This window comes from Chlorobiota bacterium (assembly GCA_016710285.1).
Lineage (GTDB): Bacteria > Bacteroidota > Ignavibacteria > OLB7 > OLB7 > OLB7.
In genome coordinates this window covers 3,516,760-3,540,861 of record JADJXR010000001.1, presented here as the reverse complement: position 1 = coordinate 3,540,861, position 24,102 = coordinate 3,516,760, and the positions used below count along the sequence as shown (strand labels likewise).

At 58.2% G+C, this 24,102-nt stretch carries 18 protein-coding genes; 9 read left to right on the top strand and 9 right to left on the bottom strand.

What is annotated here, in order from left to right; genetic code table 11:
• Window positions 1-172: 172 nt before the first annotated feature.
• From IPM61_13100 to IPM61_13075, 6 genes are all read right to left on the bottom strand, one after another.
• The gene (locus tag IPM61_13100) at window positions 173-1,027 is read right to left on the bottom strand and encodes a hypothetical protein (protein ID MBK8912254.1); all 855 of its coding nucleotides are present in this window, start codon (window positions 1,025-1,027) and stop codon (window positions 173-175) included.
• Window positions 1,024-4,623: a chromosome segregation protein SMC gene (smc, locus tag IPM61_13095; GenBank protein MBK8912253.1), complete on the bottom strand. Its 3,600-nt coding sequence runs from the start codon at window positions 4,621-4,623 to the stop codon at window positions 1,024-1,026. Before smc ends, IPM61_13100 begins: the two co-directional genes overlap by 4 nt.
• Before the next feature lie 1,683 nt (window positions 4,624-6,306).
• Window positions 6,307-6,525 (bottom strand): hypothetical protein, encoded by a 219-nt coding sequence (locus IPM61_13090; GenBank protein ID MBK8912252.1) that lies wholly within the window; start codon window positions 6,523-6,525, stop codon window positions 6,307-6,309.
• Window positions 6,526-6,533: 8 nt separating this feature from the next.
• Window positions 6,534-8,006, bottom strand: coding sequence for a pyruvate kinase (gene pyk, locus IPM61_13085; GenBank protein ID MBK8912251.1), 1,473 nt, complete (start codon window positions 8,004-8,006; stop codon window positions 6,534-6,536).
• Between the two features lie 28 nt (window positions 8,007-8,034).
• Window positions 8,035-9,285 (bottom strand): amidohydrolase family protein, encoded by a 1,251-nt coding sequence (locus IPM61_13080; protein MBK8912250.1) that lies wholly within the window; start codon window positions 9,283-9,285, stop codon window positions 8,035-8,037.
• Window positions 9,282-10,076 carry a class I SAM-dependent methyltransferase gene (locus IPM61_13075; protein MBK8912249.1) on the bottom strand — a complete coding sequence of 265 codons (795 nt, stop codon included), beginning with the start codon at window positions 10,074-10,076 and terminating at the stop codon, window positions 9,282-9,284. Before IPM61_13075 ends, IPM61_13080 begins: the two co-directional genes overlap by 4 nt.
• A gap of 244 nt (window positions 10,077-10,320) precedes the next feature.
• On the opposite strand from IPM61_13075, the gene eno reads away from it, so the two are divergent.
• The 5 genes from eno (at window position 10,321) to IPM61_13050 (ending at window position 17,393) form a co-directional block, all read left to right on the top strand.
• The gene (eno, locus tag IPM61_13070) at window positions 10,321-11,610 is read left to right on the top strand and encodes a phosphopyruvate hydratase (protein MBK8912248.1); all 1,290 of its coding nucleotides are present in this window, start codon (window positions 10,321-10,323) and stop codon (window positions 11,608-11,610) included.
• A 128-nt stretch (window positions 11,611-11,738) separates the two neighbouring features.
• The gene (locus IPM61_13065) at window positions 11,739-13,142 is read left to right on the top strand and encodes a phosphoglucomutase/phosphomannomutase family protein (GenBank protein MBK8912247.1); all 1,404 of its coding nucleotides are present in this window, start codon (window positions 11,739-11,741) and stop codon (window positions 13,140-13,142) included.
• A complete protein-coding gene (locus IPM61_13060; GenBank protein ID MBK8912246.1) occupies window positions 13,142-14,485 on the top strand; it encodes a DUF4921 family protein in 1,344 nt (447 codons plus the stop codon). Before IPM61_13065 ends, IPM61_13060 begins: the two co-directional genes overlap by 1 nt.
• A 5-nt stretch (window positions 14,486-14,490) precedes the next feature.
• Window positions 14,491-15,576, top strand: a complete 1,086-nt coding sequence (locus IPM61_13055) for a glycosyltransferase family 9 protein (protein ID MBK8912245.1) — start codon at window positions 14,491-14,493, stop codon at window positions 15,574-15,576.
• Window positions 15,573-17,393: an ABC transporter ATP-binding protein gene (locus IPM61_13050; protein ID MBK8912244.1), complete on the top strand. Its 1,821-nt coding sequence runs from the start codon at window positions 15,573-15,575 to the stop codon at window positions 17,391-17,393. The genes IPM61_13055 and IPM61_13050 overlap by 4 nt, the downstream gene beginning before the upstream one ends.
• Before the next feature lie 274 nt (window positions 17,394-17,667).
• Here IPM61_13050 and IPM61_13045 read toward each other — a convergent pair whose 3' ends face one another.
• Window positions 17,668-18,774 carry a glycosyltransferase gene (locus IPM61_13045; GenBank protein MBK8912243.1) on the bottom strand — a complete coding sequence of 369 codons (1,107 nt, stop codon included), beginning with the start codon at window positions 18,772-18,774 and terminating at the stop codon, window positions 17,668-17,670.
• Between the two features lie 70 nt (window positions 18,775-18,844).
• Between IPM61_13045 and IPM61_13040 the strand changes: the two genes are divergently transcribed.
• A complete protein-coding gene (locus IPM61_13040) occupies window positions 18,845-20,164 on the top strand; it encodes an ABC transporter permease (GenBank protein ID MBK8912242.1) in 1,320 nt (439 codons plus the stop codon).
• A 96-nt stretch (window positions 20,165-20,260) separates the two neighbouring features.
• Complete coding sequence (locus IPM61_13035; protein MBK8912241.1) at window positions 20,261-20,623, top strand: STAS domain-containing protein; 363 nt, start codon at window positions 20,261-20,263, stop codon at window positions 20,621-20,623.
• A 40-nt stretch (window positions 20,624-20,663) separates the two neighbouring features.
• Here IPM61_13035 and IPM61_13030 read toward each other — a convergent pair whose 3' ends face one another.
• Window positions 20,664-21,656, bottom strand: coding sequence for an NAD(P)-dependent glycerol-3-phosphate dehydrogenase (locus IPM61_13030; GenBank protein ID MBK8912240.1), 993 nt, complete (start codon window positions 21,654-21,656; stop codon window positions 20,664-20,666).
• A gap of 6 nt (window positions 21,657-21,662) precedes the next feature.
• Window positions 21,663-22,334 carry a glycerol-3-phosphate 1-O-acyltransferase PlsY gene (gene plsY, locus IPM61_13025; GenBank protein ID MBK8912239.1) on the bottom strand — a complete coding sequence of 224 codons (672 nt, stop codon included), beginning with the start codon at window positions 22,332-22,334 and terminating at the stop codon, window positions 21,663-21,665.
• A gap of 103 nt (window positions 22,335-22,437) precedes the next feature.
• Here plsY and IPM61_13020 point away from each other — a divergent pair, with 103 nt between their 5' ends.
• Both IPM61_13020 and IPM61_13015 read left to right on the top strand, forming a co-directional pair.
• Window positions 22,438-22,623: a hypothetical protein gene (locus tag IPM61_13020; protein ID MBK8912238.1), complete on the top strand. Its 186-nt coding sequence runs from the start codon at window positions 22,438-22,440 to the stop codon at window positions 22,621-22,623.
• A gap of 70 nt (window positions 22,624-22,693) precedes the next feature.
• Window positions 22,694-24,037, top strand: coding sequence for an AAA family ATPase (locus IPM61_13015; GenBank protein ID MBK8912237.1), 1,344 nt, complete (start codon window positions 22,694-22,696; stop codon window positions 24,035-24,037).
• Window positions 24,038-24,102 lie beyond the last annotated feature (65 nt).

The window sequence follows — 24,102 nt, the reverse complement described above, 5'->3', positions numbered from 1 at the left end:
CCGTAAATATATCCCCTTTCCGTAACTGCTCAAGTAATAGATATCGCAGGCTACAATCCTGATTCCATAGGGATCAAGGTGCTACCGATGCCCCCCCGCAAACAACAACGGCATCTTGCAATCAAGCAAGATGCCGTTGTTCTATTTACTCTTTGCCAGTCTATCTCTGGACCTAACTCCCTTTGGCAAGCACCTTCGTCATTGCTGTCACCGAGCCGTAGGCCGGTATCACCGGAAGGGTTATGCCGGTGTAGCTTCCCAGATTGATTGCCTTTGCTTCGCGCTCCTCGCGGATGATTGCCCCAAGCTCGGCACTGGTCCACGTTGTTCTGGTGATGGAGTTCGTGTTCAGCGCGACAACCTGATCCCCACCAAAACCCAAGTTGACGATCACGCTGAATTTCAGATCAAGCCGGTGCGTCGTCTTCGTGGTTTTGTAGCTGACCCCGTCAATCGTCAGGGTTTCCGAGGCCGAGGCGATTGCCGAATCGCTGACCGAGACCTTCACCCCTTTCACCTGCGGCGGAAGCCCGTCAATCTGGAACGTGTCGGCAACCTCCCCCAGGAACCATTTTGCGGTGGTCGCGCCAAGCGTTGCCTCGTGCCGCCAGTCGCTGCCGATGTCCAACGAAAGCCCGGCAATCCCGCTGAAATCAAGCTCCGGCGCAAGCGAGGAGTAGCGGTAAATCTCGTTCGTCCCCGATGCCTGTTGCAGCAACACCGAGTCTGTCACGCTCAGGAATCCGCCAGCGGTGGCGAACAAGCTGTCAATGGAAACCGCAACCCCAGTTTTTCCTTTCACGCTGGCATTGGCGGCCACCAACGTGCGGGTTTTGGTGCGGCGCGTGCTCTCGATTGGGGCCTGGGTGGTTGTGTCGGTTGAGTAGGTCGTGTATTCGTAGCGGGCACCGGACTTGAATTGCATCGTCTCCGCCATTGGCTGCGGGGTTGGTTCGGTGGTGGAGTCATTGCACGCAGCAATGCCAAGCGTTAGCAACGCTGCGGTGATGATCAGTTGTGGTTTCATGCTATCTCCGTTTGTGGAATGTTGTTGATTGCTTCCTGTTTCTTGGTCTCGGTGAACCGCACCGAGACGATTTTCGACACGCCATCCTCCTCCTGCGTAACGCCGTACATCGTGTCGGCTGCGCCCATTGTGCGCTTGTTGTGGGTAACGATGATAAACTGCGTTTCGTTATCAAAGCGTTTGATAAGCTGCACAAAACGGTCAATGTTCGCATCGTCAAGCGGGGCGTCCACTTCGTCGAGGATGCAGAACGGAGAAGGCTTGACCAGATAGATGGAGAAGAGCAACGCAATCGCCGTCAGCGTTTTCTCACCCCCGGAAAGCAGGTCAATGGAGTGCGGGCGTTTTCCGCGAGGCTTCGCGATGATCTCAATCTGGGCCTCCAACGGGTCCCCGTCGGCAATTTTCAGATCGGCCTCATCCCCTTCCAGAAACAGCGTTCGGAAGATGTTCTGGAAGTTGCTCCGTATCTGCTCGAACGTCTCGATGAACTTCCGTTGCGCGGTCTCGTTGATCTCGGCAATAGTCTTCATCAGGGAGTCTTCGGCCTGCTTCAAATCATCAAGCTGCCCTTGCAGGAACTGATACCGCTCGTTCTCCTCGCGCCATTCATCGTAGGCTAGCAGGTTCACCGATCCCATCATCTTCAACCGCCCTTTGATCTGCCGAAGCAGCTCGCGAAGATCCCCCATCGTTGCGCCCTCTTCCCCGAACTCTTTCAGCACCAACTCAATCTCCAACTCCTCGCGGCCACGTTGCAGAAGGCTTTCGGCTTTCAGTTTCAGCTCGCCAAGTTTCAATTCTATTTCGTGCATTTGCTCAACCGAGCGTTCGTAGTCGCGGCGTTCCTCGCGAAGCGTCTCGCCGTGGCGTGCAATCTCCTCGCGCTTTGCGGCCTGGCGTTGGACCACCTCCTCCCGCTTCGCCTGCGCCTCGGCAAGCTCGGCGCGGAAGCTCTCCAGCTGGGCAACAAACTCCTCCAACTGCCCTTCCAACTGCACCAACTCTTCCTGGGCGCGCTCCTCTTCTTGGCGGCGGCGTTGGATTGTTCGCTCGGCGTTTTCGCGGTCGCGGGCCATTCGCTCAAGCTCGGCGCGTGCGCTTCGTTGGTCGCCGCGCAACCCGGCAAGCAGCACTTGCTTCTCGTTCATCTGGCGCGACTGTTCGGCAAACCCCAACTCCATCCGCTCAAGCTCGGCATTCAGTTCGCGGGCCCTTTTCTCGGCGGTGGCGTGTTCCTCGGTCAGCTCTTTGCGGCGTGGTTCGGTCCCTTGCAGCACTCCTTCCAGCCGTTGGATTTCCTCGTGGGCGCGTGTGCGGTCCTGGTCGTGTTGCTCCAGAAGATCGTTGGCCGATTCCTGCTCGTACTCCGCCTGGCCGCGCTGTTTCTCCAAGTTCCCCACCCGCTGCTGCGCCTCGCGAATGGCGTTGCTTAGCGTGCCAAGATTAATGGCGTTGTGCTGCTCGGTTTTTTCGGCAATCGTTTTGGTTAATGCCTCAAGCTGCTTCGTCAGTTTCGCGACCTCTTTTTCCAATCGTTCAATCTGCTCGCGTTTGCCGATTGTCACCCCTTCGTCGGCGGTGCGCCCGCCGCCACGGATCAGCCCGCCGTTGCGGATCAACACCCCCTCCAGCGTCACCACTTGCTCCACCATGCTGTGGGCCGATGCCGCAAACGCTTGCTCCAACGTCTGAACGACCAACGTTCCCCCAAGCAGATGGTGGCGAAGGTGGCCAAACGCTGGATCCGAAACACACAGATCCGCCGCCCAGCCGATTGCTTGCACGCCGGCGGGCAGCGGGCGCGGCGCGGTTGGGGGGATTCTATCCAAGCAGACAAAGGTGGCTTTCCCTTTCCGGTTCGATTGCAGCGACTGCACACCGCGCAACGCGTCGTCGGCACTGGGGACGATCAGGAACCGCCCGGCGTTGCCAAGCGCGGCGGCAATCGCGGTCCGGAATTGCTCATCGGTGCTGATAGATTCGGCAACGGTGATCCGCTCCACCGGGGTCCAATCGGGTTGTTGAACAAGGAATCGGACCGATTCATCCTGGTCCACCAAGCCATTCAAAAACTCAACTTTCGATTTCCGGCTGTTGATCCCGTTGTGAAGCTCAATCGTCTGGGTCCGGAGGTCATCAATCTCCGTCCGCAAACGCCCTTTCTCCGCTTGCCCTTCCTCGAACTGGCGTTGGGCCTCATCCAGCGCGGCGGTGGCGTGGTTCAGTTGGTCCGATAATCCGGCAAGGATTTCCTCAACCTGCTCAAGCTCCAATCGGGCTTCCTCATCCTGCTCGTCAAATTCATCAAGACGTTGGCGGATCACTTCGATTCGGGCGCGTGTGCGCTCCTCCTCGCCACGGAGCGCGGCCAAGCGGTTGATCGCCTCAATCACCCGATCCTGCGAACGTTTGGCTTCGGTGCGGCGGCCAGAAAGGGCGGCTTCGTTCAGCATCACCTCGGACCGGATCGCCTCGTACTCCGCCTCGGCAATGCGGTTTTGTTCGGCCAGACGCTCCAGCAATTCTTCCACCTCGGTCCTCTCCTTCATCAAAGCCTCAATCCCCCCCTCGGCTTCCTTGATGTCGCGTGCGGAGTTCTCGATGATGGTGTTCAGCGAGCGGCGGCGTTCGGCGGAAACGGCCTGGCGTTGCTCCACGGTCGCAATCCGCTCGGTGACGGCGTTCAGGTCCTTTTGGGCTTCAATCAACGCGGCCTCAATCTCCCCCTGTTCTCGTTCCAGTTCCTGCAAGATTGTTTCTTCCTGGGCCAGGACCGTGTCCAGCTCCGTCCGTTTGGATTTGGCCTCGGCAAGGCGTTCCTCCAGCGGGGCAATGCGCGATTTGGTGGCGGCATACTCACGTTCCAGCACCTCGATTTCCACCCGTTTGCGTTCGGCATCAAGGGTGGTGTATTCCTCGGCTTTTTTTGCTTGGCGTTCCAGCGCGGCCACCTTTTTGGCGACCTCCTTCACGATGTCGTTCACGCGAAGCAGGTCGGCCTGGGTGGAGTCTAGTTTGCGGAGTGCTTCGCGGCGGCGGGCTTTGTATTTGGTGACCCCTGCGGCTTCCTCGAACAACCGGCGGCGTTCGTCGGCGCGGTCGCTTAGGATCGTCTCGATCATTTTTAGCTCGATCACCGAGTAGGCGTTGGCCCCCATTCCGGTGTCCATGAACAGGTCCACAATATCGCGCAGGCGGCATTGGGTTTTGTTCAATAAATACTCGCTATCGCCATTGCGGAATAGCCGGCGTGTGATAACAACTTCGCTGTACTCCGTCGGGAGAATTCCTTTGGTGTTTTCGATTGTTAGGGAGACTTCGGCCATGCCAAGCGGGCGGCGTTTTCCGGCCCCGTTAAAGATCACTTCCTCCATTTTATCGGAGCGAAGGACGGAGGCTTTTTGTTCCCCAATCGCCCAGCGGATCGCGTCAATCACATTGCTATTATGGACGACAACATTATCGGCAATGAAGTTGTGAGTTTCATCCACGCAAAGGTCATACACCCACGGGTCTTCTGGCTGAATTTCTTCAACGGAGGTTATTTCATCCCAGTAAACATCTGAAGTAGCAAGGGTTTGAAGTTCATGCAATCGTGTTTGAACATCAGTGGAGATAGTGCCAAGTTGAAGAATATCACCAACAACTTCCATGATACCTTCACGGCTTGGTTGGCAACGTAATTCATGGTACGCAGCCATTTTTGCACGCCCTTTGCGATGAGCCTTAATGGAAATGCCAGCTTGAGTAATTGTTGATCGGATTAAATGTGCAGCTTCCGGTACAACATCATGGTTAGGATTGCTGGTTTCTGGTAATTTTTGAAGAGTTTTCAGCTTCTCATTTTTTGCCCCAACAAATTGTAGATGGTAAGCAGCATGGCGCAGTTGATTTGATCCATAAATCAATACAGAGTAATAGGTGTTCTTTTTCTTCTTTTCAGTGTTAGTGGCATATTTTGTTCTTTTTCGAATAATGGCAAAAACACCACATTGCAACAGCAAACTAACCACGCCAGCCGCAAGTTTTTTACTTGCTGTTGAATATTCAATATATGCCTGTGAAGGAGGTTCGCTCGATGATGGGACTTTGATATAAGCATCCCCTTCAAAAAGTCCAGATAGGAAAGCCCAGCGTACCGAATTATCAGAAGAGAATAACTGTGTAGGAACCGTCTTTTGGAATGAATTAGAATCAACAGTGAAACCGAAGACCTTATCCAACAGCACGCAGAGTGCCCTTGAATAGATTAGAGTATCCGTTGCACCAGCCTTATAACTTGCGGTGACTGGTGTCACCCCAAATACTTTTTGTGCAAGCTCAGCGTACTCCCGATTGACCTGTGGATCCGAATTAACAAACCACACTTGGTTCGCCGATGTGTTTCTTCCTTCAGCAATTAGCAATCCAAGAAACCTTGCTAATTCTGGTGAGAAGGTTGTAGGGATCGAAATTCTATGTGCCTTCCGTGATTGAAGAATAGGCTCAATCGGTGCAAACGTTTGGGTGGCAGCTTCTAATCTCAGTAACGATGCAGAGTTTACGGCTTGGCCATCCAGCAATCCACGCATGGCTCCACCCCTCACTTCAGCACTGCTTGATCTCAGCGGAACTCCATTCAATTCATCCTTGCGCTGCTTTCCCCATTGAATGAGTTCTTGCGAAGAAGGGATGTACATCCTGTCCTCCTCGCTAAACGCACTCAGAACAGCGCGGAGATCAATTTCAGAATGTGGCGCAGTGGTTTGGGGGAGCGTTCTGGGAACAGCAATTCTCAGGTTTGGCCGAAGCTCATCGGCCTGCACTGCGTGAAGTTTCCCTTCTTTCAGCGTGAACAATGGGTGATACGGCGTTGCCGTTATCTCGCGCCCGCTTCTGGTTCGGATCCAGAGCAATGTTGCTGGCGCTGTTCGGCGTACAAAAGCGGTGACAGGGCGGACCTCTAACCGCAACGTGGTTGGATTCAATGACAACACATTGGTGGTCCCTGCAGCGTCAAGAACAGCCACGCCATCGTCATACTGAATACGGTCGTTGGTTGAACGGAGAGCCTGTTGCACCAGATCTTGAATGGGAACCGAACGCCCATCGGCAAGGGGAACAATGGCCGAGCCGACAACACACTTCCCACACCCATTTGGTCCCACCACGGCGGTGATGCCGTCGTTGAAACGGAGGATGGTTTTGTGGGCGAACGACTTAAAGCCGACGATCTCAAGTTTGGAAAGGTACATACTGGTCAGAATGGCTGGCCACGTGCCGCGCCGTGGGTGAAGTCAGCCGTGGAATTTGGAACTGGTTGTTGTAAGAATGGTTGCTACGGGCCGCCCCACCACCTTTGGTGTTTCCGATCCCGCCGCATCGGCAGCCACGCCGGAAGCAACCAGGTGGAACGGCGCGAAGCTACGGAAATTTGCCCGGCAGCCCGGGGCGGCGCTGCGCTGCGCACGCCACGCAGCTTGCCGCCGGATAGCGTTGGCGCAGATGGAGTTCACCAAGCGGCTTACACCCTGTCAACCACAATCATGTTGGTGCTGGCTTTTTCATCCAGCGGGTAGCCGGTGGTGATAATCACGGTGTCCCCTTCCTCAACCACCCCTGCCTCAATCGCCGCACGTTTCATTATCGAGACCGCGTCCTCGGTGTCGTCCGGTTGCTCGATCGTGACGGTATAGATGCCGCGGTAGATGCAAAGCCGCCGGCACACATCAAGGTCCTGGGTCATCACAATGATGGGGGCATCGGGCCGCTGGCGCGACATGGTCCGGGCGGTGTTGCCGGTGTACGATAGGCAGAGAATCGCGCTGGCATTCACCTGGGAGGAGAGGACGCACGCCGCCACCGCTACCGCGTTTTCGGCCATTTCCGTTTCCGTTTCCCCGGTGGTTGTCCGCTTCCAGTTCGGGTCGAACCGCACGACGCTTTCGGTGGAGCGAAGGATGTCGTTCATGGTCATCACCGACTCGACCGGGAAGGCACCAACAGAGGTTTCTGCCGAGAGCATCACCACGTCGGTTCCGTCGTAAACGGCGTTGGCAACGTCCGAGCTTTCGGCGCGGGTTGGGCGCGGGTTCTGGACCATGGACTCCAGCATCTGCGTTGCGGTGATGACCGGCTTGCCAAGCTCGCGGCACTTTCTGATGATCCGTTTTTGGAGCAACGGGACCTCGTAGCTGGGAAGCTCCACCCCCAAATCGCCACGGGCAATCATCACCGCATCGGTGGCCATGATAATCGCGTCAAGCTCCCGAATCGCCTCAATCTTTTCAATCTTCGCAATCACCGGCGTGGTTTTGCCATGCTTGGCAATCAGCCGCTTCAGGTCGAAGATGTCTTTTGCCGAACGGACAAACGAAAGCGCGACGTAATCCACCCCCAGCGATAACCCGAACTCAAGGTCCCGCCGATCTTTTGCCGTAAGGCTTGGCTCGCTAACGTTCACCCCAGGAAGGTTCACCCCTTTGTGTTCCTTCAGCAGCCCGCCGTTGATGACGTCGCAAGCAATATTCCGCCCGCTTTTGGCCACCACCCGAAGCCGCAGCAATCCATCATCCAAAAAGATGCTGTCGCCGGTGCGAACGTCGTCGGCAAGCTGTTTGTATTGGACAGGAATCCGTTTGTCGCCGCTGGCAACGGCATCGGTGGTAAGGATCACCCGCTCGGCAGGGCGCAGAAGCACCGGCCCATCGGGAAGCGTTCCCACGCGGATCTTTGGTCCCTGCAAATCTTGGATGATGGCAATATGCCGCTCAAGCTCGGCGGAAACCTCCCGCGTCATCTCGGTCAACTTCCGGTGGACCTCATACTTGGAGTGGGAGAAATTGAGCCGGATGGCATCGGCCCCGGCCAAAATCAGTTGGCGAATCCGCTCCTTTGTTGCCGTTGCTGGGCCAAGCGTGCAAAGAATCTTGGTGTGCTGAAGCGAGGGGGGGAAGAAGAGCTGTTCTTCGATTGTAGCTTTCTTGGTTTTCGACATAGGGCGCAAAAATAAGAACGGAGCCGAATCAGCAATCGGTTGTGGCGGCTTCCACGCAACGCCGCCCAACAGCCTCCATCACGATTGCCCGCTCAAGCCCCCGAAGGTCGCTGGGGGATTCGCGGACCAGCACCGACAGCAGCGGCAAGGCCTGGCCCGGGGTGATCTTCCCCAGATTGTTGAACTGCAAAAGCTCCGCGCCGTGAATCGTCAAGGCTTCCAGAAACGTCCCCGCAGGGAGGTTCGGGAAATGCTCCAGCAAGATTTTTGCTTCGTCGAAAACATCAATGCTCGGGTTCGAGCCGCGCCCGTCGGTTCCCAATCCGAACTTCACGCCATGCCCCACCAACGCCGGCACGTTCGGCAGCTTTCCGGTGATGTGGAGGTTCGAGGCCGGCGAAAGGATTGCCCCCGCCCCACGGCTTGCCAGCAGGGCGATCTCCGGTTCGGTGGCATCCGTCAGGTGGACCCCAACGTAGTTTCCATCCATCACCCCGATGCGGCTGTAGAACTCAATCGGCGAAATCCCCGGCGGTCCCCACGTTGGCTCCCACCCGCCAATCCTTTCCAGGAACTCACGCCACGGGCCGGCGGCTTCTTCGTACAACCGCCGCTCGTCGGGGTCCTCGGCAAGATGCTGGTAGGTCAGCGTCCCATGCGCCATGTTCCGCTGGTGGATCAACTCCATCAGCAATGGGGAAACGGAGTAGGGGGCATGGGCGGCAAGGGTGTAGGAAATGGTTGGCGGAAGCTCCGGAAGCTGCCAATCGGCCAGCGCAGAAAGGATTGACTGCTGGGCGCGCGATTCTGGAAACCCCAGAAGCTCATGCATGAAACGGCAGCGGATTCCGGTTTCCGCAATTGCCGGAATGGTTCGCAGGTTGTTTGCTACCTCGCCAATAGCCACGGTTCCGCTGGCCATCATCTGGCGGATCACCCCGCTCACCTGCTTCCCAAACGCTTCCTCCGGCTCCCCTTCCCCCTCGGTTTTCCCACGGGAAGCAAGCAGGTCTTGCACCCATTGGACCAATCCCTGGCCCCCACCAACCGGCGTTTGGATTCCTGCATCGGTAAGGTGGGCATGGCAGTTCAGGACCCCAGGCATCAGGATTTGGTGGTGGGTTGTGGCATCCGCACGGGGGCGAAGCTGGCCGGCGGGACCAATCGCCAGAATCGTTCCATCGGCATCACACAACACGCCGCAATCGGTGCTCAGGGGGTTGGGTTGCCCGGGCTGAAGCAGGAACTCAGCGTGGTGAAGGATGCTGCCGTTGCTCATGCTTCCCCCCCCCACCAGCCAACGTGGACCTCGGTGTCGTACTCCACCCGAACCACGCCCTGGTGCTGGTGCCGGTTGAATAATTCTTGCAAAGCCTTGATCGCTTCGTCCAGACGCGGGTCCCCTGCGGTTGGCATGTAGGAAGCGGAGCGTGCGCGGCCAATCAACCCTTCGGAATCGAAGTGCTGGAAGTTGTCGGGGATGATCTGTTTGCGGTAGCAGCCGGGGGCAAAAAATCCCTCCAGATCGCGCACGCCATCATCGGTGATTGTCCGGTGGATCACGTGGGTATATTCGGCCCCGAACTCGGCCAACAACGCCTCATAATCCCGAAGGAACGGCGTGCCGGTTGTGCGGCGGACGTTCCAGACAAGCGCCACAACTCCATTTGGTTTCAGGATGCGCCGGAACTCCGCACGCGTTGGTTCGGGATCGAACCAGTGGAAGGCCTGGCCGGCGGCAATCAGATCAACGCTGTTGCCAGAAAGGGTGGTGGCTTCGGCAGCCGCCGCAACGCTGCGGAAGTTCGGGAACCCAGCAAGCGATTCCTCGCCAGCCAGCCGCATTTCTTGGTTTGGCTCAACGCCATACACGGTGTTGCCGTTCTCCAAAAAAAGCTGAGTAAGCAGCCCAGTCCCGCTTCCAACATCGGCAACCGTGGATTCCGGAACCAGCCCAAACTGGCGCAGAAGATGGAGGACCTGGGGGGGGTATCCCGGGCGGTATCGGACGTAATCGGCAACGCGGTTGGAGAAGCGCGTTCGGGCATCGGGAACGTTGGGAGCGTGCATTGGCCAAATGGATCGTGAGGTTTCAGCAACGGGAGTGCCCGCGAACATATCGCCCCCCCGCAAACCATGCAACGCTTCGCTGCTGCGCCCGGTTGTTTGGGGGCTTCCCCGCTGTGCATCCATCGTTGCAACTCACCGTTTGCGTAGCATCTTCCCTTTCGGTTTATTTGCCCGCCGCTTCTGCAAACAGCGGAGCAAGTTGCACGTTCATCAGCAGTTCATCAGTAACGAGAGCAGAACTTTCATGGCTATCATTCAAGACCTGTACGCACGCCAGATTCTTGATTCCCGTGGGAATCCTACCATTGAAGTTGAGGTTATCCTGGAAGAAGGGCACATTGGCCGCGCGGCCGTTCCAAGCGGGGCATCCACCGGGGAACACGAAGCGGTGGAGCTTCGCGATGGCGACCCAGCCAACTACATGGGGCTTTCGGTCCAGAACGCCGTGGTCCATGTGAACGAATTGATTGCCGATGAGCTGATCGGCCTTCCGGCCAACGACCAAGCATTGATTGACACGATGCTGATTGAGCTTGACGGAACCGAGAACAAGGGGCGGCTTGGCGCAAACGCAATTCTTGGGGTTTCGATGGCCTGCGCAAAAGCCGCTGCCGACTACCACGAAATGCCGCTGTACCGCTACCTGGGGGGCGTTGGCGCGCGCACGCTTCCGGTCCCGCTGATGAACATCATCAACGGCGGAAAACACGCCGACAACAACGTTGATTTCCAAGAATTCATGATCGTCCCGGTTGGTGCCGACTCGTTCGCCGACGCGCTCCGCAAGGGGACCGAAGTCTTCCATAACCTGAAGAAAGTGCTGAAGGAGAAAGGCCTGAACACCGCCGTTGGCGACGAAGGTGGCTTTGCTCCGTCGCTGAAATCGAACGAAGAAGCGTTGGAGGTGATTATGGCCGCAATCGAACGCGCCGGGTTCAAGCCAGGCGACGACATCTGGCTGGCCCTGGACGTTGCCAGCAGCGAGATGTGGAGCGATGGCAACTACAAACTCTTCAAGTCCGACGGCTCGCTGAAATCTGCCGATGAGATGATCGAGTGGTACAAAACCCTTACCCGTAATTACCCGATTATCTCCATCGAAGATGGCATGGCCGAGAACGATTGGGCCGGATGGAAAAAGCTGACCGAAGCAATTGGCAAGCAAGTTCAGCTTGTTGGCGATGACCTGTTTGTCACCAACACCGCCTACTTGCAGCGCGGCATCTCGTCCGGCGTGGGGAACTCCATCTTGGTGAAGCTGAACCAGATTGGCACGGTTTCCGAAACGATTGCGGTGGTGGACCTTGCCCACCGCAACCGCTACACCTCCATCATCAGCCACCGCAGTGGCGAGACCGAGGACACCACGATTGCGGACCTTGCCGTGGCGCTCAACTCCGGCCAGATCAAAGCCGGATCGGCCAGCCGCACCGACCGCGTGGCCAAGTACAACCAGCTTCTCCGCATCGAAGATGAGCTTGGCGCAACCGCCGAGTTCGCAGGGGAATCGGCCTTCGCCAAAGGGGTGCTGTAATCCCGCCCCCCTTCATTTCCCGATCATTCGATGCAGGCATCAACTCCTCCCTCTCTTTCTCTCTCTCCCCCCTGCTCCAACGCGCGCTGGGGGGAGAGTTCTATCCTCAACCATAATCAACTACGTTCATGTCCATCATCTTCGGAACCGACGGTTGGCGCGGCGTGATTGCCGATGATTTCACCTTCAGCAATGTGGGGCTGGTGGCGCGCGCCGCAGCACAGTTTTTCAAGAAAGAAGCGAACGCCGAGCGGGGCGTGGTGGTTGGCTACGATGCCCGATTCCTTTCCAACAAGTTTGCCGAAACCGTTGCCCAAATCCTTGCCTCGGAAGGGCTGACGGTGTGGCTGACCGACGGAATTTCCTCCACCCCGCAAGTCTCCCTAACGGCCAAGCAGAAAAGGCTTGCCGGTGGGATCATCATCACCGCCAGCCACAACCCGGCGGAGTACAACGGCTTCAAGCTGAAGGCTGGATACGGCGGTCCTTCAACGCCGGAGGACGTGGCGAAGGTCCAGAAGAACGTCACCAAAATGGAGTCCGCACCACCAAAGCCGAAGAAGCTGAAAAGCCTGGCGGAGTTGATTGCCGCAAAGCAGGTGAAGATGTTCGATGCCAAGCTGGCCTACGTGGAGTATGTGAAAAAGAAAATTGACCTTCAGGCGATTCGGGAAGCAGGGTTCAAGGTGCTGTACGACCCGATGTACGGTAGCGGAATCAACACCATGCACCTTCTGTTGCCGGAGGCCGAGCAGCTTCACAACGAGTTCAACCCAGCCTTTGCCGACATTGACCACCCCGAGCCGATGGGTGAGTATCTGGGGACGTTGATCGAGCGGATTAAAACCGGCGGGTTCACCGTTGGGCTTGCCACCGATGGCGATGCCGACCGGCTTGGGGCCGTTGACGAACACGGAAACTTTGTTGACAGCCACCGCATTTTTGTGCTGCTGATGAAGTACCTGTACGAGGACCGCAAGCAGCGTGGCGCGGTGGCAAAAACCATCTCGCTTACCACCATGGTCAACGATTACTGCACCCGTAAGAAGATCACGTTGCACGAAACCGCCGTTGGCTTCAAGCATATCGCCAAGCTGATGACCACCCAGAAAATTGTGATCGGCGGCGAGGAATCGGGGGGGCTGGGGACCACCCTCCACATCCCCGAACGCGATGGCATTTTTAACGGGCTTCTGCTGTTGGAGATGATGGCAAAACGGGGGAAGACGCTTGGGCAACTTTCCGCCGAGTTAGATGAGGAGTTCGGGCCCCACCGCTACCGCCGCGTGGACCAGAAGATGACCCAGCAGAAAAAAGATGCGATCCTTGCACGCGCAAAAGCGGGGGTGAAGGAGCTTGCCGGAATGCCCGTCACCGAAACCAGCACCGTGGATGGCTTCAAGTTCTTTGTGGATGGCGGATGGCTGCTGATCCGCGCCAGCGGAACCGAGCCGCTTCTGCGATTCTACGCCGAGGCCGACAGCACCGATAAGGTGGATGCAATCCTTTCAGCCGCGCTTGCGCTAGGGTGATGAAATACTCCGCCTTCTACAACATCATGCCCGACGGCACCGTGAAGCAGATCAACCCGTTCACCGGGAACGAGGTGTGGGCCGTGCCGGAGCGCGCTTCCAAGCCAGCCCAGAACAAGGTTCAGCCCCCCGAGCCAGCCTCCCTGGAAGGGGTTGACCGGGGTCATATCTGCGCCTTCTGCTCGGGAAGATATTTGGAGACGGCACCGGAGAAATTCCGCTACGTGCGGGAAGATGGCGCGTGGCACCGCCACGACCATCTTCCCGCCGATAGCTACTTCGCCACCACGGCGGAGTTCCGCTGCTTTGCCAACTTGTTCGAGATCGTCACCCTTGATTATTGGAAGCAGAACTACGGCTACATCCCCCCTCCCGAAACTTTGGAGCAGCTTCGCCGCCACGCCGCAACCGAAGCCGGATTGCAGCATCTGCGCTCAGTTGTTGAGTACAAGCAGGCGCACCGCAACCGAAGCAACGGAAACGGGAAAAAGAACGGAGCGACGGAGGAGAAACCAACCTTTTCCGACGACGAAATCCTGACCCTAAGCGAGCCGATGTACGCCGGTTGCCACGAGCTGATTGTTGCCCGCAACCACTACCACCCCGACGGAACCACCGAGGCCGACCTTCTGAGCAGCGGACGGCTGACCCCAACCGAGCATTACCAATATTTCAAAGCCACCATCGAATCGCTTCGGCGGATTGTGGAGCGGAACCGGTACGTCCGCTACGTCTCCGTTTTCCAGAACTGGCTGAAAGGTGCCGGCGCAAGTTTCGACCACTTGCACAAACAGCTTGTGGGGCTTGATGAGTGGGGGGCCTCCATCACCCGCCAGGTGAAGATGTTGAAGAAGGACCCAAACGCTTTCAACGAGTACGCCGTCAACTTTGCGGCGATGTTCAATTTGGTGTTTGCCGAGAACGAACACGCCATTGCCTTTGTGGGGATTGGCCACCGGTTCCCAACAATTGAAATTTTCTCCAAGTCGCGCAATGCCCGCCCGTGGGAGCACACGCCCGAGGAACTGCAAGGCGTTAGCGATTTGATCCACGCCTGCCACGCCGCAACCGGGGCGGAGATCAGTTGCAACGAGGAGTGGTATTACAGCCCGATTGATGCCGTGGTGAAAATGCCGTGGCACGTGCTGATTAAATGGCGCATCCACGTGCAAGCGGGGTTCGAAGGGGGAACCAGCATCTTCCTGAACCCGATGACCCCGGTGGAGCTTCGCGACCGAATCGTCCCACGCCTGTACGCGCTTCGCGACGAAGGCACCGTCCGCAATGTGTTGATTGCCGAGGAGTGCCACATCGCCCCGAACCCGCTGAATTATTACCGGTAGGGCCGGTGGGAACGCTTGCCAAACGTGCCGAAGGATGGTTGCGCCGCTGCGTGCTGTGGCTGCTGTCGCGGCGGGCGGGCCGCCCTGGCGGGGGTTCCATCTCCACCCTTCCTTCCACCCCTTCCATCCTGCTTGTTCGCCCCGATCGAATCGGGGACGCGATTATCACAACGGCCAGCATCCAACTGGTTCGCCAGCGTTTCCCGAACGCCACCATTGGGTTGCTGCTTGGCGCAAAAAACGCCGCCGTTGCCGAACTGATCCCCGACATCAACCGGACCCACGTGGTCCCCGTTTCGGCGGTTGGAACCTGGAAGGTGATGCGGGCGATTCGGCGCACGCGGTACGACTTTGCCATCAACCTTGTGGCGAACGATTCCGCAAGCGCGGCGGCCTTGACGGCACTAAGCGGTGCGGTGTGGAAGATCGGGTTCGCCGGGAAATCCTCCACCCTGTACGATGCCGCAATTCCGCGAGCGGCGGGGCCAATCCACATCGTTCGGGAGACCTCGCTGCTGCTGGCTCCGCTTGGTATTTCGCCAATCGGCCCGCAGCCGTTGCACAACGGCCAGCGGCTGCGGATCCGGCTGAATCAAGAAGCGGAAGCCAGCGGCACGGTTGTGCTAAACATCAGCGGGAGCGAGCCGGCGAAATATTGGGGGACCAAGAACTTCACAGCCCTTTGCGGGCTGCTGCGCCAGCGGGGCGTGGCGGTTGCCGTTGCCTGCAAGCCGGGGGATGAAGCCTTTGCCGAACAGATCGTTGCCGGAAGCGGCGCGCAGCTGATTGCCCCGACCCGTAGCTTTGCCCAGTTTGCAGAACGCCTTTCTGGAGCCGCGGTGATTGCCACCCCCGACACCTCCATCGTGCATCTTTCGGCAGCGTTGGGGAAGCCGACCGTGGTGATTGCCGCACACGCCCGAAGCATTGAAGCATGGCAGCCGTGGGGGGTTCCGTTTCGGGTGGTTGATGGAGATGGAGAGCTAACGATGATTGCAGCAGAACGTGTGCTGGCGGCGATTCTGGAACTGTTGCCACCGCCGGCGCAATCCACCGAACCAATCGCCAAGCAAGAATCCCCAACGCCATGAAGCCCTTCCGCCACCTTTTTCCGATGCTTCGCCCCTACGTGGGATGGATGGGATTGCTGGTGCTGCTTAGCATGGCCCATTCCTTCTTCAGCACGCTTACCATCAGCATCATCATGCCGATTATGAAGCTGATTTTCCCCGACGGTTCCGCAGGGGATTCCGCCGGCGCGCTTGGCTCCACCGGAACAACCCTTACCTCCGGCATCCTAAACCCGCTGACCCAGTTGGTGATTGTCCCCAGCGACCGGCTTGCCTCGCTTTGGAAACTCTGCTTGCTGATTATGGTGATCTTCCTGCTGAAAAACGTGGCGAAGTACGCCAGCTACTTGCTGAACACTGCGGTGGAGGAGCGGTTCATCCGCGACGTTCGCAACCGGATGTTCGACCACGCCGTGCGGCTTCCGCTGGGATACTTCCACAACCGCCGGCTTGGGGACCTGATGTCGGTGATGACCAACGACGTTGGAGCCATGAACGCCGCGCTGACCCCCACGTTGCGGATGCTGATCCAGGAACCGTTCCAGGTGATCTTCATGCTGTTTCTTCTGCTGGGCATCTCCCCCACCCTTACGCTGATTGCCTTCAGCACCAGCATCCTTTCGGTGGTGATGATCCAGGTGCTGCGCAAGTACGTGCGGCGATACTCCGAACGGATGCAAGCAACGCTGGGAAGCATCAACAGCCGGTTGCAGGAGGCGTTCCAGAATATCCGAATCGTCAAAGGCTACAATGCCGAGGCGGCGGAGTCGGGAAGGTTCGGCCAGCAGACCAACTACTACGTGAAATCTGCCGTGAAGCATGGCCGCGTCACCCACTCCACCGGACCCGCCAGCGAGCTGTTCGCCATTGTTGCGCTGATTGTGGTGCTGTTCTACGGCGGAAGCAACGTGATTGAAGGGACGCTTTCGGGACCGGAGTTGTTCACCTTCCTTTTCCTGTTGTTCGCCATCATGGGGCCGATCACCGCCATCATCTCCCTTCCCACCAACATCCAACGCGGAATGGTGGCTGCCGAGCGGGTGATAGAGTTGCTGAACGAACCACAGGAGCCAACCGGCGGAACGATTCCGGCGCAGGGGCTGCGCGAGGCCATCACCCTGCGCGGCGTGAGCTTCCGCTACCGTCCCGAGACCCCGGTCCTGCAAGGGATTGACCTCACGATCAAGCGTGGGCAGACCGTGGCGTTGGTGGGGCCTTCCGGCGGGGGGAAATCAACATTGGCCGATTTGGTGGCGCGGTTTTACGATCCCGAATCGGGGAGCATCCTGCTTGACGGAACCGACATTCGCCAGCTTGAGACCGGAAGCTACCGGCGGCTGTTTGGAATGGTGACGCAGGAATCGCTGCTGTTCAACGATACCATCTTCAACAACATCGCCTACGGGTTGGGGGATGTGGACCTGGCAACGGTGGAATCCGCCGCGCGTGCGGCCAACGCCCACCAGTTTATTGCCGCCATGCCGGATGGATACCAGACCTACATTGGCGACCGCGGGGTGCTGCTTTCCGGCGGGCAACGGCAGCGGCTGGCGATTGCCCGCGCACTGGTCCGCGACCCGCAAATCTTGCTGTTCGACGAGGCGACCTCGGCGTTGGATAACGAGTCGGAAAAGCTGGTGCAGGAGGCGATCAACCGGTTGCTGGTGAACCGAACCGCAATCGTGATTGCCCACCGACTTTCCACCATCCGCGCCGCCCACAACATTGCGGTGATTGACGAAGGCCGCGTGGTGGAGGAAGGAACCCACGAAGAATTAATGGCAAACAACGGGACGTATCGGAAACTGGTGGAGCTTGGGGAGCAGATACCCGGGTAGCCGTCCCGACCTTCGTCGGGATTGATAAAAGGTCTTTAGCCTTCGGTGCCATCCTCCCTTCTGACACGGGGCAGGCTAAAGACCTGTTAGCAACCCCGACGGAGGTCGGGGCCGCTACCCCGACTTCGTCGGGACAACTTCTGCCCGGGTAGCCGAAGGTCTTTAGCCTTCGGCGCCATCCTCCTCCCTGACGCGGGGCAGGCTAAAGACCTGTTAGCAACCCCGACGGAGGTCGGGGCCGCTACCCCGACCTTCGTCGGGACAACCGCTACCGCTAACTCTGGTACTCCCTTCCCTTCCAAACCACGGTGCGGCGGAACAGGAGGAGCGGGGTGACAAGGGCTTGGGCGATGAAATAGAACTCGAACAGCAAAAAATGGCGGAGCAACGGAAGCATCCGCAGCCGTGCCATGGTGGGAACCATCAACGCCAGATCGCAAACGAATTTGCACCCCCAGACGATTCCCCAAAGGGCCAGCGAGTGGAACGGCGCAATGGTGATGGAGGCCATCATCAGCACGGCAATCACCAACACCATCTTTCCTTTCGCGCTCATGGCAATCCCCCCGCGCGCCCACCTCTGCTTTTGCCGAAGCACGTCGGGGAGCGTTGGGCATGGCTCGGTTTGCATTGCGGCATCGGGGTGGCAGTGAAAGATTCCGCGCCCGCCGGTCCGGAGCACCGCGGCAAACAGCGCGAAGTCCTCCGTCACCGAGAACTCCATGCCACGGTATCCCCCCACACGCTGGTACGCGCTTCGCCGGATCGCAAAATTGTTGCCGATGCAGCCCATCAGCACCCCAAGCTGCAACGCTGCCGAGGCAATCGCATGAAGGTGCAGCCAATCCAGTGCCTGCAACGCGCCGAAGGTGGTGGTGTGGCCAACAATCGTGAAGCCGGTGGCAACATCAACATCGCTGGAAAGATGCTGCACAACGCTTCGCGCCCAAGTTGGCGGGGGTGTGCAATCGGCATCGGTGAACAGAAGAATCTCCCCGGTGGCGTGGTCAATTCCTTGCGCCAGCGCACGCGCCTTGCCACGCACCGCCGCCGACGCTTCCGCAACCGTGCTAACCACCCGCAACCGTTCCGGGAACGCGGCGGCAACCTGCTGCATGATCGCCAGGGTCTCATCCTCCGACTCATCGTTCATGGCAATCAGCTGCAAACGGTCGGCGGGATAATCCTGGGCAAGCAGCGATTGCAGGCAAGCGCGGATGTTCCGCTGCTCGTTCCGGGCAGCAACAAGGATGGAGATTGAAGGCCATTCGGCGGGGAAACGCCGGGGGAGCGCAACCACCCGCCGCCGCCCGGCCAGCAGCACCACATAGTTCAGGGCATACAGGGCGCAGGAAGCAACAAGGAAGATTTCAAGAATCATAGGGGGGCAAAAGTACAATCACGCGCCCAAAAATGGCGCGCCCGTGAAGGGAATCTCGTAGCTTTGGCGCATGACATGGGAACAGTTCGTGGCTGGGCGGTACCTTCGCGGGAAGCTCCAGTTTGGCATCATCGCTGCAATTTTGGCAATCGTCGTGTTCGATGTCTTCGCAGCAATCTTCTTTTTTGGCTGGCTGATCTACAAGCGGAAGCGGGTTAGCCTTATCACCATCATCTCCGCAATCTCGGTGTGCGGCATCAACATTGGCGTGTGGGCGCTGATCTGCGTGCTTGGGGTGTTCAACGGGTTCAACGGGATTGTGAAATCGCTGCTGGTGGGATTCGACCCCCACATCCGCATCACCGCGGTTGAGGGCCCGATTCAGAACGCCGATTCGCTGATCCGCATCGTTCAAGCAATCCCTGAAGTGAAGGCCGCCGGCCCGTTCATCAACGGCCGCTCGGCACTGATGATCGGGAACGAACTGAAGGTGATTGAGATTCGGGGAATGAACGCAGCCGATGCCGGATCGGCAATCGGGCTGGCCAAAGCCATGGTCTCCGGTTCCCTTCCCGATGGCACGCCCCAGCTTCCCCACCCGATTGTGTTGGGCCGCGCGCTCAGCTTCGATCTCCGCATCCGCAAGGGGGACACCCTGTCGCTCCTTAGCCAAAGCGGGCTGGAGGAATCGCTGACGCAGTACGCCTCCCCCACCATCATCCGCTCGGTGGTGACGGGGGTGTTTGAATCAAGCAACAAGGAGTACGACACCTACCGCGCCTACACCGACCTTGCCACCGCGCGCCAACTGTTCGCGCTCCCCAGCGGAGTGATGGGCATTGAGGTTCGGGTGAACGATATTGAACAAGCCGAGGCGGTTGGGAAGCAACTGCAAACAACACTGGGAACCGGGTACCGGGTGGACACGTGGCAGGACTTGCACCGCGACCTTCTGGCGGTGATGGAGCTTGAGCGGTGGGCCGCGTTCGTGATCCTTTCGCTGATTATCATCGTGGCGGTGTTCAATGTGCTGGGGTCGCTCACGATGCTGGTGAAGGAGAAAGGGCGCGACATCGGCATCCTGAAATCAATGGGGGCAACCGATGCAGCGGTGCGCTCCATCTTCCTTCGCCAGGGGCTGCTGATTGGCCTGGTTGGGACCATTGCCGGGGTGATAAAAGGGGTGATTATCTGCTTGCTGCAACAGGAGTACGGGCTGATTCCGCTGAACAACAGCGTGTACATCATCTCGGCGCTTCCGGTCCAGATGCGGGTAAGCGACATTGCCATTATCAGCGCCACGGCGTTGGCCCTTTCCGGCATTGCCGCCATCTACCCCGCCCGCCGCGCTGCCAAGCTCCTTCCTGCCGATGCAGTCCGGTATGAGTAAAATTCCGAACAGGGGGAATGCAATCCACTTGGTATCCACCGGCAAGCCGACTTCTTCGCGTATCTTTGCGGCCACATCAACAACTACTCATCCGTTATGCGTTATTCCGTTGACCACATTGACAACACGGCCACCCTCACCATCCAGGAGGATCGGCTTGATTCAACAACTTCATCTGACTTCAAAGGGGAGTTAGTGGTGCTGTGCCGTGCCGGCATCGAGGTGCTGTTCATTGATATGAGCCAGATTATCTACTGCGACAGCGCGGGGCTTGGGGCGATGCTTCTGGCACACCGTGAGATGAAAGCGTCGGGGGGATATTCCATCATCGTTGGGCTAACACCCACCGTGAAATCCTTGATCGAACTTGCCCACCTGGACCAAGTCCTGTACATCTACGACACCCGCGAAGAAGCACTGGCGGATTTGGCCGGGGCCGAAGAGGGAGAGGAAGAATAAGTAGCGCGTTACTCACACACAGGGGGGGGAAGGCGCACGGTTAGGCCTCCCCTTTTGTCTCCCGCGTCATCAATCGGCGGGTGGCCACGCGAGGGTCCTTCCCTTCGAACAGGATGTGATAGACCTCGTTGATAATCGGCAGCTCCACCCCGTGCCGTTGGGCTAATTCGTAGGCCGATGCCGTGGTTGTCACCCCCTCGGCCACCATCTGCATCTCGGCGATAATCTCCTGCAAGTTTCTCCCCTTCCCAATCTGCTCCCCAACGTATCGGTTGCGGCTGTGGCGGCTGAAGCAGGTGACCACAAGGTCCCCCAGCCCGGAAAGCCCGCTGAACGTTTGCGGATCGGCACCAAGCATCACCCCAATGCGGGTCATCTCGGCCAATGCGCGGGTGATAAGCGCGGCTTTGGTGTTGTCGCCAAACCCCAGCCCGTCAATAATTCCGGCGCAAAGGGCAATCGGGTTTTTCAATGCCCCGCCAAGCTCAACCCCCACCACATCGGTGCTGCTGTACACCCGCAACGAATCGGTGGTGAACAGGTCACGAATCGCCTCGGCCGTCTCCTTGCTCCGGCTTCCTGAAACGATCAGCGTGGGGATTTTTCTGGAGACCTCCTCGGCATGGCTGGGACCGGAAAGGGCAACGAACTGTTCGGCGGGAACTCCATGGGTTTCGGCAAGCAGTTCGCTGATGCGAAGCAGCGAACCTTGCTCAATCCCTTTGGAGGCACTAACAACCACCCGTCCGGCAAGCGCGGAAGGATCAATCGCGGAGAGTGTGGCGCGGATAAATTGGGTTGGGGTAGCAATCAGCACCACCGAAGCGGAAACCGCCTGGGCAAGGGTTTCAACAACGTGAAGGGTTGGGGGAAATGGAATCCCGGGAAGGTAAGTGCTGTTCTGGCGTTCGGCCGCAAGCCGGCGGCGTTGCTCGGCATCCCACGCCCACAACTGCACGTTGTGCCCAAGTTCAGCAAGATGGATTGCAAGGGTGGTCCCCCAGCTTCCGGCTCCGATGCAGCCAACGTTCATTGTGGATTAACGATGTTTCCCGAACAGCCAGAGCTTGGTAAAACGATTTTCGCGCCCCTCCACCAACCGTTTGATGTTGGAGCGGTGCGCAAACACCAGCAGCGCGGCAAGGCCAATGCAGAAAAAGATCAGCGTGTGGTATCCCTGGATATCCACCCCAAGGACGTTGTAGCGGAATGCCATGGTGGTTGGCAAGGAAATCGCGCCAACAATGGAGCCAAGCGAAATGTAGCCCGATGCCGCCACAACAATCGCGAACAATCCGGCGGCAACGGCAAGCTCAATCGGGGCAATGGCCACCAGCATTCCCAAGGCAGTGTTCACCCCTTTCCCCCCCTTAAATCCGGCAAACGCCGTCCAGATATGCCCAAGCACCGCCGAGACCCCAGCGATTGTTTTCACGATGGTGATGTCCTGGAACCCGGTGGCGTTCGGGAACGGCAACCGCCCCTCGAACAAATACACCGCCAGCAGCACCGCCAAAACTCCTTTGCAGATGTCCATCAGCTGGACAAGCGTCCCGGCCTTCCAGCCCAACACCCGAAATGTGTTGGTGCTCCCCATATTGCCGCTCCCCTTCTCGCGGATGTCGAAGCCGTAAAACAGCTTGCTGACAATCACTGCCGAAGGGATAGAGCCTAACAGATAGGAGATAATGACGATGAGAGCTATGTCCATTGGAAAAGCGGGTCTAACGATCGGGAAGCTGAAAGGGTCAGAAGACTGCGGAGGAGGTCGGTATTCATCTGATTTGGCAGCGAAACTACCGAACCAGACGCACATGCGCCACCCCCTTCTTGTGAATCTGTGCGAAGAAGACGCAGAACAAGGGACCGGAAGTGCAACGGCGCGGAACAACGGCTGCCACACCATGCCGCCGGTTACGATGCGTAGCGGCAACACCCCGGCACGCAATCAATTCCGCAACTTGTTCGTTTCTTGCCACGGCGACACGGCAACGGGATGATTGCTAACCAATCCACCTTGCACTAACGGCCAGCATCCATCATACATCACCAAACTTTAAATTTCCAGATATGGCACTTTCAGAAAACGATGCACTGGCAGCCACACGAGTACGGCTTGCAGAAATCGAACAAGAGCTTGCGCAACTGAACGAACAACGGGACCACCTAAAAGCGCAATGGCAGCTGGAGAAGGACCTTATCAGCACCATCCGCAGCATGAAAAGCCAGATCGAAGAGCTGAAGACCGAGGCCGCCAACTACGAACGGCAAGGCGACCTGGGGAAAGTGGCCGAGATCCGCTACGGAAAAATTGCCGAGCTGGAAAAACAGGTGGCCGAAACCAACAAGAAGTTAGAAGCTGCCCAACAAACCACACGGATGCTGAAAGAGGAAGTGGAGGGGGATGACATTGCCGAGATCGTGGCAAAATGGACCGGCATCCCCGTGCAACGGATGCTGGAAAGCGAGCGGACAAAACTGCTACGAATGGAGGACCGCCTGCACCAGCGGGTGATTGGCCAAGACGATGCTGTCACCGCTGTTTCCAACGCCATCCGCCGCTCGCGTGCGGGGTTGCAGGACCAGCACCGCCCCATCGGGTCGTTCATTTTTATGGGAACCACCGGCGTTGGCAAAACCGAACTTGCGCGCGCCTTGGCCGAATTCCTGTTCGACGACGAGCGGGCAGTGGTCCGGATTGACATGTCCGAGTACATGGAGAAATTCTCCGTAAGCCGCTTGATTGGCGCGCCCCCTGGCTACGTTGGCTACGAGGAAGGGGGCCAACTTACCGAAGCCGTTCGCCGCCACCCGTACTCGGTGGTGCTGCTGGATGAGATCGAGAAGGCGCACCCGGAAGTCTTCAACATCCTTCTGCAAGTGCTGGACGACGGCCGCCTGACCGACAGCAAAGGGCACGAGGTGAACTTCCGAAACACGATCATCATTATGACCTCCAACCTGGGGTCCAACTTGATTCAGGAGCGGCTGGCCACCATCACGGAGTCCAATCGGGAATCGGTGATGGGGGAGCTTCGGGTGAAACTGATGGAGCTGCTGCGCCAGCAGATGCGCCCCGAGTTCCTGAACCGCATTGACGACATCATCGTTTTCAAGCCACTAACCGAGGCAGAGATTCGGCAGATTGTTGACATCCAGATAGATAGCGTTTCGCGGTTGCTGCGGGGGAACGGCATCGGGTTCGCCATCACCAACGACGCAAAAGATTGGCTGGCAAAATTGGGATACGACATCACCTTTGGCGCGCGCCCGCTGAAACGGGTGATCCAATCCAAGCTGATCAACCCAATCTCCGCAATGGTTCTTGAAGGAAAATTTGCCAACGGCGACACCATCTCCGTGACCGTTGATGACCGCGGGCAGATACTGTTCGACGGGGAAGAAGAGGTGTGAGGGATTCCCGACCTCCGTTGGGGTAGCGGCCCCGACATCCGTCGGGATTGATAACAGGTCTTTAG